Origin of the sequence: Finegoldia sp. BIOML-A1 (genome assembly GCF_009678325.1) — a bacterium.
Taxonomy (GTDB): domain Bacteria; phylum Bacillota; class Clostridia; order Tissierellales; family Peptoniphilaceae; genus Finegoldia; species Finegoldia magna.
In genome coordinates this window covers 74,098-87,661 of record NZ_WKZF01000004.1, presented here as the reverse complement: position 1 = coordinate 87,661, position 13,564 = coordinate 74,098, and the positions used below count along the sequence as shown (strand labels likewise).

General features: G+C 31.1%; 11 protein-coding genes. 4 read left to right on the top strand and 7 right to left on the bottom strand.

Features of this window, described 5'->3' with window-relative positions; genetic code table 11:
* Positions 1-8: 8 nt before the first annotated feature.
* The 4 genes from pfkA to GKG00_RS05285 all read right to left on the bottom strand — a co-directional run bounded on the left by pfkA (position 9) and on the right by GKG00_RS05285 (position 5,854).
* The gene (gene pfkA, locus GKG00_RS05300; RefSeq protein WP_094207277.1) at positions 9-968 is read right to left on the bottom strand and encodes a 6-phosphofructokinase; all 960 of its coding nucleotides are present in this window, start codon (positions 966-968) and stop codon (positions 9-11) included.
* A gap of 9 nt (positions 969-977) precedes the next feature.
* Positions 978-4,463: a DNA polymerase III subunit alpha gene (locus GKG00_RS05295; protein ID WP_154254597.1), complete on the bottom strand. Its 3,486-nt coding sequence runs from the start codon at positions 4,461-4,463 to the stop codon at positions 978-980.
* Between the two features lie 64 nt (positions 4,464-4,527).
* Positions 4,528-5,445 (bottom strand): DNA-binding protein WhiA, encoded by a 918-nt coding sequence (gene whiA, locus GKG00_RS05290; protein ID WP_094207279.1) that lies wholly within the window; start codon positions 5,443-5,445, stop codon positions 4,528-4,530.
* A 4-nt stretch (positions 5,446-5,449) separates the two neighbouring features.
* The gene (locus GKG00_RS05285; protein ID WP_002836712.1) at positions 5,450-5,854 is read right to left on the bottom strand and encodes an NUDIX domain-containing protein; all 405 of its coding nucleotides are present in this window, start codon (positions 5,852-5,854) and stop codon (positions 5,450-5,452) included.
* A 163-nt stretch (positions 5,855-6,017) separates the two neighbouring features.
* Between GKG00_RS05285 and GKG00_RS05280 the strand changes: the two genes are divergently transcribed.
* From GKG00_RS05280 to GKG00_RS05265, 4 genes are all read left to right on the top strand, one after another.
* Positions 6,018-7,097, top strand: coding sequence for a 5-bromo-4-chloroindolyl phosphate hydrolysis family protein (locus GKG00_RS05280; protein WP_154254595.1), 1,080 nt, complete (start codon positions 6,018-6,020; stop codon positions 7,095-7,097).
* The gene (locus GKG00_RS05275) at positions 7,097-8,215 is read left to right on the top strand and encodes a toxic anion resistance protein (protein ID WP_154254593.1); all 1,119 of its coding nucleotides are present in this window, start codon (positions 7,097-7,099) and stop codon (positions 8,213-8,215) included. The genes GKG00_RS05280 and GKG00_RS05275 overlap by 1 nt, the downstream gene beginning before the upstream one ends.
* Positions 8,216-8,308: 93 nt before the next feature.
* Positions 8,309-9,589, top strand: a complete 1,281-nt coding sequence (locus GKG00_RS05270) for a DUF1576 domain-containing protein (RefSeq protein ID WP_154254591.1) — start codon at positions 8,309-8,311, stop codon at positions 9,587-9,589.
* Positions 9,582-9,926: a hypothetical protein gene (locus GKG00_RS05265; RefSeq protein ID WP_094207284.1), complete on the top strand. Its 345-nt coding sequence runs from the start codon at positions 9,582-9,584 to the stop codon at positions 9,924-9,926. Before GKG00_RS05270 ends, GKG00_RS05265 begins: the two co-directional genes overlap by 8 nt.
* Before the next feature lie 53 nt (positions 9,927-9,979).
* On the opposite strand, the gene GKG00_RS05260 is transcribed toward GKG00_RS05265, so the two are convergent.
* The 3 genes from GKG00_RS05260 to GKG00_RS05250 are packed head-to-tail and all read right to left on the bottom strand — an operon-like array spanning position 9,980 to position 13,537.
* Positions 9,980-10,915 carry an ABC transporter permease gene (locus GKG00_RS05260; RefSeq protein ID WP_094207286.1) on the bottom strand — a complete coding sequence of 312 codons (936 nt, stop codon included), beginning with the start codon at positions 10,913-10,915 and terminating at the stop codon, positions 9,980-9,982.
* On the bottom strand, positions 10,915-12,015 hold the full coding sequence (locus tag GKG00_RS05255) for an ABC transporter permease (RefSeq protein ID WP_154254590.1): 1,101 nt from the start codon (positions 12,013-12,015) through the stop codon (positions 10,915-10,917). Before GKG00_RS05255 ends, GKG00_RS05260 begins: the two co-directional genes overlap by 1 nt.
* The gene (locus GKG00_RS05250; protein WP_094207288.1) at positions 12,005-13,537 is read right to left on the bottom strand and encodes an ABC transporter ATP-binding protein; all 1,533 of its coding nucleotides are present in this window, start codon (positions 13,535-13,537) and stop codon (positions 12,005-12,007) included. The genes GKG00_RS05255 and GKG00_RS05250 overlap by 11 nt, the downstream gene beginning before the upstream one ends.
* Positions 13,538-13,564: the final 27 nt, after the last annotated feature.

The following is a 13,564-nucleotide window of genomic DNA, read 5'->3' as shown; positions in this document are numbered from 1 at the left end:
ACTCCTATCTATATTGAAATTTCCTTAGATATTTCGTACAAATCTTCTCTGAAATTTCTTTTTGTTGCTACTGCTTCATCTATTGGAACTGTGATTATCTTATTGTCTTTCATAGCGATTGCTAATCCTGTTTTTTCTTCCATGATTAATTTTACTGCCAAATTTCCCATTTGAGTTGCCATTAATCTATCAAAAGTACAAGGTGTACCTCCACGTTGAACGTGACCTAAAATTGTAACTTTAGTCTCAACTCCTGTTTTTTCTTCAATTATGTCTTTAATATCGTAAGCTCCACCGACTCCTTCAGCAAGCATGATTAAATGATGAAGCTTTCCCCTTTTTCTTCCTCGTTCTATCTTTTCTGTAACTTCATCGATATTTAATTCTACTTCAGGAACTAGGATTGATTCTGCTCCAGATGCAACACCTGAATAAAGAGCAATATCTCCACAATTTCTTCCCATAACTTCAATTATATTTGCTCTACCATGGCTTGAAGATGTATCTCTTAATTTTGATATCGCATCACTTACTGTTTCAACGGCAGTAAAAAATCCAATCGTATAATCAGTATAACCCATATCGTTATCAATTGTACAAGGAATTCCAATCGTAGATATTCCTATTTTGCTTAGTGCACTTGCACCTTTAAATGAACCATCTCCACCTAAAACGACTAGTCCATCTATTCCGAAATCCTTTAATATTTGTGCGCCTTTGTTTTGACCTTCTTCAGTTTTAAATTCATTACATCTAGCAGAACCCAAAATAGTTCCGCCTCTGTGGATAATATCTGCAACTGAAGACACATTCATTTCGTAAATATTTCCATTCATAAGACCATCATATCCAGATCTTATTCCCATTACTCTTATTCCATTGTAAATACAAGTTCTTGCTATAGAACGAATGCAAGCATTCATTCCAGGTGCATCGCCACCACTTGTCAATATTGCTATTGTTTTCATAATTAACCTCTATTTTAAAACTACATTTTCTCTTCCTAATAATGAAACTAATTGATCAATAGTATTGTCTTCACAAGAAATTCTAAATTCATTTCCAAGCAAGTAGTTTTGTTTCTTTTCTTCAAAATATATATTTGATTGAGTATTTCCTTTGCTATTGAGTAGTATTGGTTTGACTTTATCCAAGATATAACTTGGCATATTTTTTGTAATTCTTAAAAATAATTTTGGCTGTGTTTCATCTTGTTTTTCAACGTTTGAAATAGTTTTGATACTTTGAATGTTATCTACCAAAATTTTTGGATCTTCTCCTTCAATAATATTCAATCTTCCACTCACAATCAAAATTTCATCTTCATTTAAAATATCTGAATATTGTTCGTACTTTTGTGGAAAAACTATCAATTCCATAGTTCCATATAGATCTTCAAATTTAACAAATTCCATTATCTTTTGATTTTTGGTGAATTTTTTATTGATTGATTCAATTATTCCTACGACTTTAACTCTTTTCCCGTCGAAGTTTTTCTCATTGTAAGCATCATCTTCTAAGTCCCCTGTAGAAAAATTAGAATATTTCTCTATGATGTTTGAGTAAGTTCTTAAAGGATGGTCTGATAAATATATACCCAATACCTCTTTTTCCATTCTCAAAAGTTCTGATTTATCGAACTCTTTTCTTCTAGTAAAATCGTCTCGTTCATCGTCATCTTTGGACTCAAACATATCGAACAAATTTGATTGACCAGGTACGTTGTTTTTTAAACCTGATTGAACTGAGTCAATGATAGATTGGTATTGAAGCATTAATGTAGCTCTTGTTTCACCTAGAGATGTAAATGCTCCTGCTTTTATTAACGATTCAATGGATCTTTTATTTATAGCTGATTTATCTTTTGCATAAATTCTTTCCACAAAATCTCTAAAACTTTTGAATTTACCATTTTCATTTCTTGAAATAATTGTTTGCTCTATTAAATTCGTTCCTACATTTTTTATAGCTTTCAATCCATAAATTATAGAATTATCTTTCACATCAAATTTATCTAGACTGTAATTGATATCTGGCGCCTCAATTTTGATGTCAAGTCTTCTTGCTTCTTCAATATATAACGAAAGTTGTGAAGTGTTTCCCATAACCGAAGATATAAGCGCTGCTAAGAATTCTACTGGATAATAATATTTTAACCAAGCCGTCCTCATTGCTACTAATGAATAAGCTGCAGAGTGAGATTTGTTGAATGCATACTTTGCAAAGTCTATCATCAAATCGTAGATTTTATTTGCAATATCCTCACCGACTCCTCTTCTAATAGCTCCTTCAATCAAAATATTTCCATCTTCATCTTCTTTTCCAAAGATAAATTCTTTTCTACCATCTTCCATAACTTTCATTTTTTTCTTACTCATAGCACGTCTCAAATTGTCAGCTTCTCCCAAGCTAAATCCCGCGATTTTTTGTACAATTTGCATAACTTGCTCTTGGTAAACAATCGTTCCGTAAGTTGGTTTTAAAATATCTTCAAGTAACGGAGATAAATATTCAACATCTTTTTCGTTGTGTTTATTGTGAATGTAAGTCGGAATTTCATTCATTGGACCAGGTCTAAACAAAGCATTTGCAGCAATTAAATCGTCAAATTTAGTTGGCTTTAATTCTTTTAAGAAATTTCTCATGCCTTGTGATTCAAATTGAAATATTCCCAGAGTTTGTGCAACTGTAAACATTGACAAAACTTTAGGATCATTTTCGTCCATATCTTCAAAGCTTACATCTATATTTTTATTTTTTTTGATAAATTTCATGCAATCACTGATTACAGTTAAAGTTCTAAGACCCAAAAAGTCCATCTTCAGCAATCCGAGCTCTTCAAGTTCTGTCATATTGAATTGAGTAATGACAGCATCTTTGTTAATTGCCAACGGAACATATTCCATGATTGGGAGCTTGGAAATAACCACACCAGCTGCGTGAGTTGATGTGTGACGTGGCATTCCTTCAACTCTTCGTGCAACATCGACTAATTTTTTTACATCACGGTTTTCTTCGTAAGCTTTTCTAAATTCCGGAGAAATTTCTAGTGATTTGTCTATATTAATATTCAAAAGATTAGGAACTTTCTTAGCCGTGTCATCCACTGTTTTAAAATCCATAGCAAGAACTCTTCCAACATCTCTTATAGCATTTCTAGCTGCCATTGTTCCAAAAGTTACAATCTGTGCCACCTTATCTTCGCCGTACTTATTAACTACGTAATCTATTACTTCTTCTCTTCTTTCATAACAAAAATCTATATCTATATCTGGCATAGAAACACGTTCAGGATTCAAAAATCTTTCGAAAATCAAATTGTAATCCAATGGATTGATATCTGTAATTTCTAAGCAATAACTTATAATACTTCCCGCTGCAGAACCACGTCCAGGTCCAACAGGAATGCCTTGTGATTTTGCAAATCTAATAAAATCCCAGACGATTAAAAAATAATCGACATATCCCATCTTTTCAATTACAGATAGCTCATACTCGCATCTTTCTTTCGCTTCTTCTAATCTGTCATCATTTGAAAATCTTTTTTCTAATCCGTCAAAAACAAGTTTTTTTAGATAGCTACTGTTTGTAAAGCCGTCAGGAATCGCAAAATAAGGTAGATGAAGATTACCGAATTCAAGTTCAACATTACACATTTCTGCAATTTTTTTCGTGTTTTCGATTGCTTCGGGATAATCTTTGAACAAATCTCTCATTTGTTCTTCACTTCTTAGAAAAAACTCCCCTGGAATGTAGCTCATTTTATTGTCTTCTTCGATTGTTTTGCCTGTTTGAAGGCAAATCAAAATATTGTGTATTTTATAATCTTCTTTTTCGATATAATGAACATCATTAGTACACACAAGTCCGATATCTAATTCCTTAGCGATTTTTGGAATATTTTCCATAACTACCATATCTTCTCGAGAAGAATGGTTTTGTAATTCTAAGTAAAAATCTTCTCCGTAAATATCTTTTAATTCCTTTGCAACATCTTTTGCCTTATCATATCCATATCTAATTAGAGATTCTTGTACTTCTCCTTTCAAACACGCAGACAAAGCAATGATTCCCTCAGAATATTTTCTCAAAGTATCCTTATCCACCCTTGGTTTATAATAAAATCCTTCAACATATCCAAGTGACACAATTTTCATCAAATTAGAATAACCTATTTGATTTTTAGCCAAAAGAACTAAATGATTGTAGAATTTATTTTCTGGATTTTTAATTTTATGATCCTTATTAGTCGTGTAGATTTCACAACCAATAATAGGTTTTATGTTTCTTTTTTTGCATTCCTTATAAAACTTTACTGTTCCAAACATACTACCGTGATCAGTAATAGCAATGGATTTCATTTGCAATTCTTCAACTTTATCTAAAAGTTTTTCTATTGGGGAAAATCCATCTAGTAAACTGTATTCTGTATGAACATGTAAATGCGTAAACGTATCTATCATTTCAAACTCCTTTAGCCTTATTTTATAATAAGTTTGGTTATTTTAAAAGAAAAATTGCTGACAATTATAAATCATCAGCAATTTTTTTAAGTTTATTAAGTCTGTAACTAACTCCAGATTTTGAAATCTTAGGAGTCATCATTTCTCCTAATTCCTTTAATGAAACATCTGGATTTTCTATTCTGGCATAAGCTAATTCCAACAATAGTGGATCTAGCGATTCAAGACCTATCGTGTTTTCAATTTTTTCTATTATAAGCTTTTGTTTCAAAGCAGCATCAACCGTTTTATTCAAATTTGCTGTTTCAAAATTAAACCTTCTGTTGACATTATTTTTTATATCTTTGAATGCTCTGATATTTTCAAGTTTTAAAACACTATTATATGCTTTAGCCAAACTCAAAAAATCAGAAATTGCTTCAGCTTCTTTGATATACAAAACATAATTTTCACTTCTCTCAAAAATAGAAGATTTTATTCCAAAACCTTGAAGTAAATCTTTTACTTGATTACCAACATTTTCTTGCTTGAAAATCATCTCTAAATGATACATTTTTGATGGGTCATAACAAAAACCCGTCCCCAAAAAAGCGCCTTGTAGGAAACTAATTTTCTTGATATTAGAATCAATTAATTCTTCATCAATTCCCAAATCAAAGTCAAAAGGGCTAGTTGAAGTGTGCGTATCTTCACAAAATTGTTTTGATATCTTATCATCAATCAATATTTCGTAGATATTTTTCTTACGAAGATTATTGTTGTGAATAACTTTCATATCACATTCATAATTGTAATGTTTTTTTAAATTAGAAAAGATCAATCTTGCAACTGGATTACTTTCTGTTTTTAATGTAATCTTTACACCTAATGAATTATAATTTAAAGTTCCTATTGTTTTAGTAAAAGCTGATAGCATTGCTAAAACATCATAGTCATCAAGATTACTTATTATTTCAGTTTTAATATCAGATGAAAAGCTCATATCTTTACCTTTTTTCTATAAACGATTTAGCTGTTTTTATCATATTTTTTTCTGCGCTGTGACGCACATATCTTAAAGCTTTGTCGAGATTCATAAAATCTCCTTCTGCAAAGCCTTCTTCTCTTTGTGGGATAATATTATTATCTTTCGTTACCATATAAAAATAGTGAACTGTTTTAAGAACTTTCGTGCCATCCATGTGTCTGTATTTATATTTTACATATCCAATATACTTAACAATCTCAGCTCTTAGTCCCGATTCTTCAAAAACTTCTCTAATTGCAGTTTCTTCTAAGCTTTCTCCTTTCTCTACCCTACCTTTAGGAAGAACCCATTCACCACGGAACTTTTTAAGCACAGCAACATTACCATTATTGATAACAACCCCACCTGCACTTATTTCTTCCATATATCCTCCTGTATTTTATTTTGAAAATCTAATACTATTATAAACTGAATTGAAAATATTTAAAAGTCAAAGCGATATTTAAAAAATCATTTGAATTTTTGTAAATAAAATTCATTTAATTTCAACTACTATATATGATACAATAGTAATAGGAAGGTGTGAAATGAAGAAAAACAAATTAGAAGAATATATAGATAACGCTATAAGCGACAATGATTTTTCAAAAGTTGGTGAAATAATAGAAAAATCTATTGATATGGCGTTGGATTTATCAAAAAACGGTTTAAATGTAGTTATGAACACATTTAATCTAAAACCTAAACCGAAACAACAATATCTGGCAAATAAAGACTCTAAGTTAGTAACCCAAAAAAAGATTAATCCAAAAAGTTATTTTGCACTAAGAAATATTAGTTATGCTATAGGCGCTATGACTTTATTTGGCTCTGTCTCATCGTTGACCCATAGTTTACCCGATCTGTTTTCTGGTATTATGGTAAGCTTAGCTTTTGGTGTTGTGGGATTTTTGTCACATATTCACGCATCAAAATTACAACGATTTTTAAGATACAAAACAGAAATTGGAGACAATAAAATTTTAAACGTAGAAGATTTTGCATCAGCAGTTAATCTTCCAGTTGAAAAATGTAGCAAGGAACTAATTTATTTCATAAACAAAAGATACTTCCCTCAAGCTCGTGTCGTGGAAAACGGTCATTTATTTTTATTGGACAGGACAAGCTATGATGCATACAAGGCTCATTACTTAAATGAAAGCAAATCAGAAGATAATCAAAAAGAAATAGATTCACAAAGAGATATTACTAATTATATTACTATAACTGAAAATTTAATCACATCTGTTAAGGATTTTGATTTCAAACAAGATGTCATTAAATTAAAAGATTTGTTAGTGTCGATAAATAATCAAATTCAAAACGACAACTCAGATGTCAATGGACTTAATAAATTTGTAGATTATTACACTCCAACTGCTATAAATTTGGTGAAAAATTACATTCAATTTGAAAATGAAAAGAATGATATATTAAGCGTAGAAAAATCAAAAAACAATATTAAAAATGCTATTCAAAATATCAACAAAGCTTTTTCAAAACTTTTAACAGATTTGTACAGCGATGATATTTTGAATATTAACTCGGAAATCGAAGTTATGAATACTTTATTGTCACAAGATGGATTGATTGAGAAAAATACTATGTTTAAGAGAGGTGCTGAATAATGGAAGATAAACCTATTAAATTGACTTTGGATGTAGAAGAACCTACACTTGATGAAGTAAAAGAAGATGAAGTTTTTTACCCTGAATTTGAACAAAAAGTTAACCTTACTCCTGAGGAACAAAAAACTGTTGATGAATTTGTTAAACAAATTGATTTATCTAATTCTAACATAGTTTTACAATACGGAGTTGGAGCCCAAAAGAAAATCGCTAGTTTCTCTGAAAAAACATTAAATTCAGTAAAGACAAAAGATTTGGGAGAAGTTGGTAATCTTTTATCTTCCGTAGTTACAGAATTAAAATCATTTGATGAAACTGAAGATAAAGGTGTGTTTGGTTTTTTCAAAAAAGGTGCCAATAAAATTACTGCTTTGAGAGCAAACTACGAAAAGGCTGAAAAAAATGTAGATGAGATTTCAAAAATTTTAGAAAATCATCAAATTACTTTGATGAAAGATATTTCATTGTTAGACCAAATGTATAAGCTAAATGAACAATATTTTAAGGAATTAAGCATGTACATTCTTGCTGGACAAAAGAAACTGGATCAAGTAAGAAATGAAGAACTTCCAAATATGCTCAAAGAGGCCGAAAATTCTCCTAATTCTATCACTGCGCAAAAAGCAAATGATTTAAGAGATTTGGCTACTAGATTCGAAAAAAAATTACACGATCTTGAGCTTACGAGAATGGTGAGTTTGCAAATGGCTCCACAAATAAGAATGGTGCAATCTTCAAATGCTGTTATGGTAGAAAAAATCCAATCTACAATAGTGAATACTATTCCTATTTGGAAAAACCAAATGGTTTTATCATTAGGTGTTTATCATAACTCGCAAGCAGCAGAAGCGCAAAAGAAGGTTACAGACTTGACTAATGATTTATTGCGTAAAAACGCTGACACATTGAAGATGAGTACTATAGAAACTGCAAAAGCAACCGAAAGAGGAATTGTTGATGTCGAAACAATTAGACACACTAACGAGCAACTTATCAGTGCATTAGATGAAGTCCGCAATATTCAAATAGAAGGTCACGAAAATAGAGTAAAAGCAAAACAAGAATTAATGGCAATGGAACAAGAATTAAAAAACAGACTTTTAAACAAACCTAACTAGAATTTTATGGAGTGATATTTTAATATCGCTCCTTTTTTGTTGAAATTTATACTTCTTTATAATAAAATATACTAAATTATAAATGGAGGTCTTATGAAAGATAAAGAAAAAGTTTTTCACTCAATGGGGATTTATAAACTTCTTTACACATTAGCTGGATTACTGATGGTAGTGGCGTTTTTATTTAATTCTCCGACAGAAATTTTTAACGGTTTGATAACTATAATTAAAAGTCCCTGTACTTTAATTACTGATTATATGTATTTAGCAAGTATTGGAGCGGCATTTTTTAATGCTGGCTTGATTTGTCTATTATCAACTATTTTATCACATAGTTTTAATGTTGTTATTTCTGGTCCAGGAGTTGCAGCTATTTTCACTATGACTGGATTTGCTTTTTTTGGCAAAAATATTTTCAACACAATTCCTATAACTATTGGAGTGTTAATTTATGCAAAAATAGAAAATACATCAAGAGCATCTGTAATACTTCCAGCGTTATTTGGTAGCGCATTAGGGCCTTTAATTAGTGAAATAGCATTTGACTCAAATTTATCTATCGTACATTCAATTATATTAAGTTATTTAGTTGGAATAAGTATAGGAATTATTATGGTTCCTTTATCCGGAACTTTTTTGAGATTTCATCAAGGTTATAACTTATACAACATGGGATTTACAGCAGGAATTGTTGGAATGCTTTATGTAGGAATTTTAAGAATGTTTAATGTGACTATAAAATCTGTTAACTTGGTATATCCAGTTAATGATATAAGAATAATAATATTTCTGTATTTACTTTTTATTTCCATATTTTTGTTAGGATTTGTAAAGAATAATTTATCCTTCCATGGATATGAAAATATAATGTACAATTCGGGTAGATTAGCGACGGATTTTATATCGCTTGATGGTTTATATCAAACGATGATTAATATGGGCATTATGGGACTAATTGCGACAAGCTACATCATAATTATAGGTGGCAAGATAAGTGGACCAATAATAGGAGGAATTTTCACTGTAACAGGTTTTTCTGCATTTGGTAAACACCCTAAAAACACTATCCCTATTTTAATTGGTGTATTCCTAGCATCTATTTTAAATACAGTTAATCCTCTATCTACATCAAGCCTTTTAGCTGCTTTATTTGGAACGACTCTTGCTCCAATCGCTGGTGAGTTTGGCTTTTTCAGAGGTATTTTAGCAGGATTTTTGCACATGGCTATGGTTCTAAACATAGGAGTAGTTCATGGCGGAGTTAATTTGTACAACAATGGATTTTCAGGAGGATTTGTCGCTGGTATTTTAGTTCCAGTATTTAGTGAAATGGATAATTTCTTAATGAGAGTGAGGTTAAAAAACGATGATTAGTAACGAAGAAAAAAAAGCTAAATTAATTGTATCAGAAATATTAAGTTATTTTTTCATGTACGACACAAAAAGTATCAGAATTGATTCAGAATTTAAAGATGATAAATTGATAATTATTGCCGAAGGAATGCCAACAAAAACACCACAACATCTTGAAGATATGAAAAGACTTATCAATGTAAGAAGATCTCCTCAAATTGAAGATTATTATGCAAATTTATTGGGATGGGAATCAGATTATAATGATATAAATCTACTTGGTTCAATGGTTGACTCTGGAATAATTTCTTACGACGGAAAAATCTTGAGCTTTTATGTAGAGCGTAATTTAATTTAGATTAAATTTTAAAAAGGTAGTGTGAAATTCACACTACCTTTATTTTTGTTCAATTAAAGTGCTATATCATCTTTCAAATAAGGAATTCCATCTGCTGTAGGTGCTTTTGTTTTTCCACCAAATAGTATCAATACAACTAATGTTGCAACATATGGAATCATTGATATTAATTCTGATGGTATTGGTAGATTTGTTCCTCCCAACACAACAGATATTGATTGAGCGAATCCGAAGAATAACGCTGCTAACATAACACCTTGTGGAGTCCATTTTCCGAATATTACTGTAACCAAAGCTATAAAACCTTGTCCAGCAACTAATGCAGGGAAGAATGAAGATACAAGGGAAATAGACATTGTAGCTCCACCTAAACCAGCCATAAATCCTGAGAATAAAACAGCCATGTATCTAACGAAAAACACATTTATGTTCAAAGTTTCTGCTGCTTTTGGATGCTCACCAACTGCAATCAATCTCATTCCCCATTTTGTTTTGTACATAAATATATAAATCAAACATACTAAAACAAATACCAAATAAACTGTAGCAGGTAATGAAATTACGTTAGCTAAGAATTTATTTTGAATTCCGTCAAATAATACTGGAATTTTGAATTGTGGTTCAATTGGTTTCGTTTGAGTTGCTCCATCGAAGAATATTCTAGAAACAAATAAAGCAACACCAGGTCCTAAATAATTTATAGCTATTGCGGAAATAGTTTGATCTCCTGCAAATGTGATGGATACAACTGCGTGAATTAATGCAAATACCATTCCGCTTAGTCCACCGCACAAAAATGCTAACCAAGGATTGTGAGTGTAGTATCCTACAGTTGCTGCAATTAATGCACCAATTGTCATCATCCCTTCAAGTCCGATGTTTGTAACTCCTGATTTTTCAGAAATCATACCACCTAATCCAGCGTATAAAATAGGAGTCGCATTGATTAATGTATTACCTATTACTAATCCTAAAAGTACTAAGTTCATTATTTGCCTCCTTTGTTTTTAAATCTAGATTTAATTATCCTGAACATCAATGGAATTGCTGTGAACAAAATAATGGTTCCCATTATTATATTAATCATTTCGGTTGGCGCATGCAAAACTCTTTGTACGTTTGCACCGCTGTATTTCAATCCACCAAAAAATAATCCAGAGAAAATACAACCTATTGGGTTATTATTTGCAAGTAAACTTACTGCAAGTCCATCAAATCCAAAGTTCTCCATACTAGATAATGCAGAAATTGTGTATCTGTATCCTAAAACTTGAGTGATTCCGCCAAGTGAACACACTGCGCCACTTATTGCCATAGATAATGTCAATTTTTTATTGACATCAATTCCACCGTATTTTGCCGCATCTTGGTTAAGACCTACAGCCTTTAATTCATATCCTAAATTAGTTTTCTTCAAAATATACCATAATAAAATTGCTGCTACAATTGCTAATATCAATCCCAAGTGAATTGGAGCTTTGAAGAAGTTGTCGATTGCTTTTGGTAGCCCTTTTACATTTTGCATCAATGTAATTTTTGCACTTTCTTGAACTTCGTGAGTTCCCATAGAGTTCGCTGCTTTGAATTTTGGATAATTCGCAACCATATTGTTAAAGTAAAAAGCTATCCAGTTAAGCATTATTGTTGATATAACTTCATGTATTCCAAATTTAGCTTTCAAAAATCCAGCTAATGCTCCAAAAGCTGCCCCAGCTAACATTCCAACAATTATTACTACAGGTACATGAATAAATGCTGGTAAGTGAAGATTATATCCTAATAAAAATGCAACCATTGTTCCAACAATGTATTGACCTTCTGCCCCGATGTTGAATAATCCTGTTTTAAATGCAAACGCAACACCAAGTCCTGTGAATATAATTGGAATGGCATTTACAATTGTCCAGCCAACATTTTTCGGTCTTTTAAATATTCCTTCAAGCATTAGCTTGTATGCTTCTAAAGGATTATAACCTGCTAATATTAAAGCCAAAGCTCCAACTAATAGACCTATCAAAATAGATAAAAGCATGAAGAATAGCTTGTTGTACTTTGTGAATATTGAAATTTTTTCATTGTTATTTTTCATCTACAACACCTCCAGCCATTAATCTACCAAGTTCCATTTCATTAGTTTCTTTTGCTGGTTTTTCTCCAACGATTTTGCCATCAAAAATAACTGCTATATTATCTGATAAATCCATTATTTCATCTAATTCAAATGAAACTAACAATACTGCTTTATTTTTGTTTCTTTGATCCACTAAATATTTGTGAATAAATTCTATTGCCCCAACATCCAATCCTCTAGTTGGTTGAGCTGCTATTAACAAATCAGGATCATTGGAAATTTCTCTGGCGATAATTACTTTTTGTTGGTTACCACCTGATAAATTCTTTGTTTTTTGATGATAATCATTAGGTCTGATATCAAATTTTTCGATTAATTGTTTTGCATTGTCATTTATAGCATCAAAATCTAATTTTAACCCTTTACTAAAAGGTTTCTTTTTAACATTTTCCAAAATTAGATTGTCAGCGATAGAATAATCCAATATAAGTCCGTGTTTTTGTCTATCTTCTGGTATAGTATTCATTCCTGAATCTATAATATCTCTTGGAGAATGATTTGTGATTTCTTTTCCTTTTAATGTAACTTGTCCAGATTCTATTTTTCTAAGACCAGTAATTGCCTCAATCAATTCCGATTGGCCATTGCCATCTACACCTGCAACGCCAACAATTTCTCCTCTCCTTACTTGAAGATTCAAATTCTTTACAGCATCAATATTTCTGGAATCTTTTACAACCAAATCCTTAATATCTAATACAACTTCGCCTGGCTCTTGGTCTTCTTTTTCAACATTAAATCTTACATCACGACCAACCATTTTTTCTGCTAAAATATTTTCATCGATTTCTTTGACGTTTAACTTATCGATAAATTTTCCACGTCTAATTACTGTACAGTAATCTGCCATTGCCTTAATTTCAGATAGTTTATGTGTAATTATTATTATTGATTTTCCTAATTCTGTAAGATTTTTTACAATTTTTATAAAATCATCTATTTCTTGTGGAGTTAAAACCGCTGTTGGTTCATCAAATATCAAAATATCCGCTCCACGATATAGACATTTTAAGATTTCAACTCTTTGTTGCATTCCTACTGAAATATCAGCAACTTTCGCTTCTGGATCAATCATCAAACCGTATTTTTCGGACAATTCTTTTACAGCATCAATGGATTTTTTATTATCCAGAATTCCACCTTTACTTGTTATTTCTTTTCCTAAAACAATATTTTGATAAACAGTAAATGGTTCTATAAGCATAAAGTGTTGATGCACCATTCCTATACCAGTTTGTATTGCTAATTTAGGAGTCATTTGATCAAAAGTTTTTCCTTTTACTGTAACACTTCCAGATGTAGGTTCATACAACCCATAAAGTATATTCATTAAAGTTGTCTTCCCAGCTCCGTTTTCACCTAACAAAGCATGAACCTCTCCTTCATGGAGTGTGAAATTTACATTATCAAGTACTTTATTGCTGCCAAAAGATTTTGATATGTCTTTTAAATCTACAACAATGTTTTTTTCATCGTTCATGTTTTTCCCTTTCATTTTTAAAAACAG

What these genes read in the sequence shown, in the direction of transcription:
- whiA (WP_094207279.1), bottom strand. Translation starts at nt 5,445, where the DNA reads ATGAGCTTTTCATCTGATATTAAAACTGAAATAATAAGTAATCTTGAT.
- GKG00_RS05275 (WP_154254593.1), top strand. Translation starts at nt 7,097, where the DNA reads ATGGAAGATAAACCTATTAAATTGACTTTGGATGTAGAAGAACCTACA.
- GKG00_RS05280 (WP_154254595.1), top strand. Translation starts at nt 6,018, where the DNA reads ATGAAGAAAAACAAATTAGAAGAATATATAGATAACGCTATAAGCGAC.
- GKG00_RS05265 (WP_094207284.1), top strand. Translation starts at nt 9,582, where the DNA reads ATGATTAGTAACGAAGAAAAAAAAGCTAAATTAATTGTATCAGAAATA.
- GKG00_RS05285 (WP_002836712.1), bottom strand. Translation starts at nt 5,854, where the DNA reads ATGGAAGAAATAAGTGCAGGTGGGGTTGTTATCAATAATGGTAATGTT.
- GKG00_RS05260 (WP_094207286.1), bottom strand. Translation starts at nt 10,915, where the DNA reads ATGAACTTAGTACTTTTAGGATTAGTAATAGGTAATACATTAATCAAT.
- GKG00_RS05270 (WP_154254591.1), top strand. Translation starts at nt 8,309, where the DNA reads ATGAAAGATAAAGAAAAAGTTTTTCACTCAATGGGGATTTATAAACTT.
- GKG00_RS05255 (WP_154254590.1), bottom strand. Translation starts at nt 12,015, where the DNA reads ATGAAAAATAACAATGAAAAAATTTCAATATTCACAAAGTACAACAAG.
- GKG00_RS05250 (WP_094207288.1), bottom strand. Translation starts at nt 13,537, where the DNA reads ATGAACGATGAAAAAAACATTGTTGTAGATTTAAAAGACATATCAAAA.
- GKG00_RS05295 (WP_154254597.1), bottom strand. Translation starts at nt 4,463, where the DNA reads ATGATAGATACGTTTACGCATTTACATGTTCATACAGAATACAGTTTA.
- pfkA (WP_094207277.1), bottom strand. Translation starts at nt 968, where the DNA reads ATGAAAACAATAGCAATATTGACAAGTGGTGGCGATGCACCTGGAATG.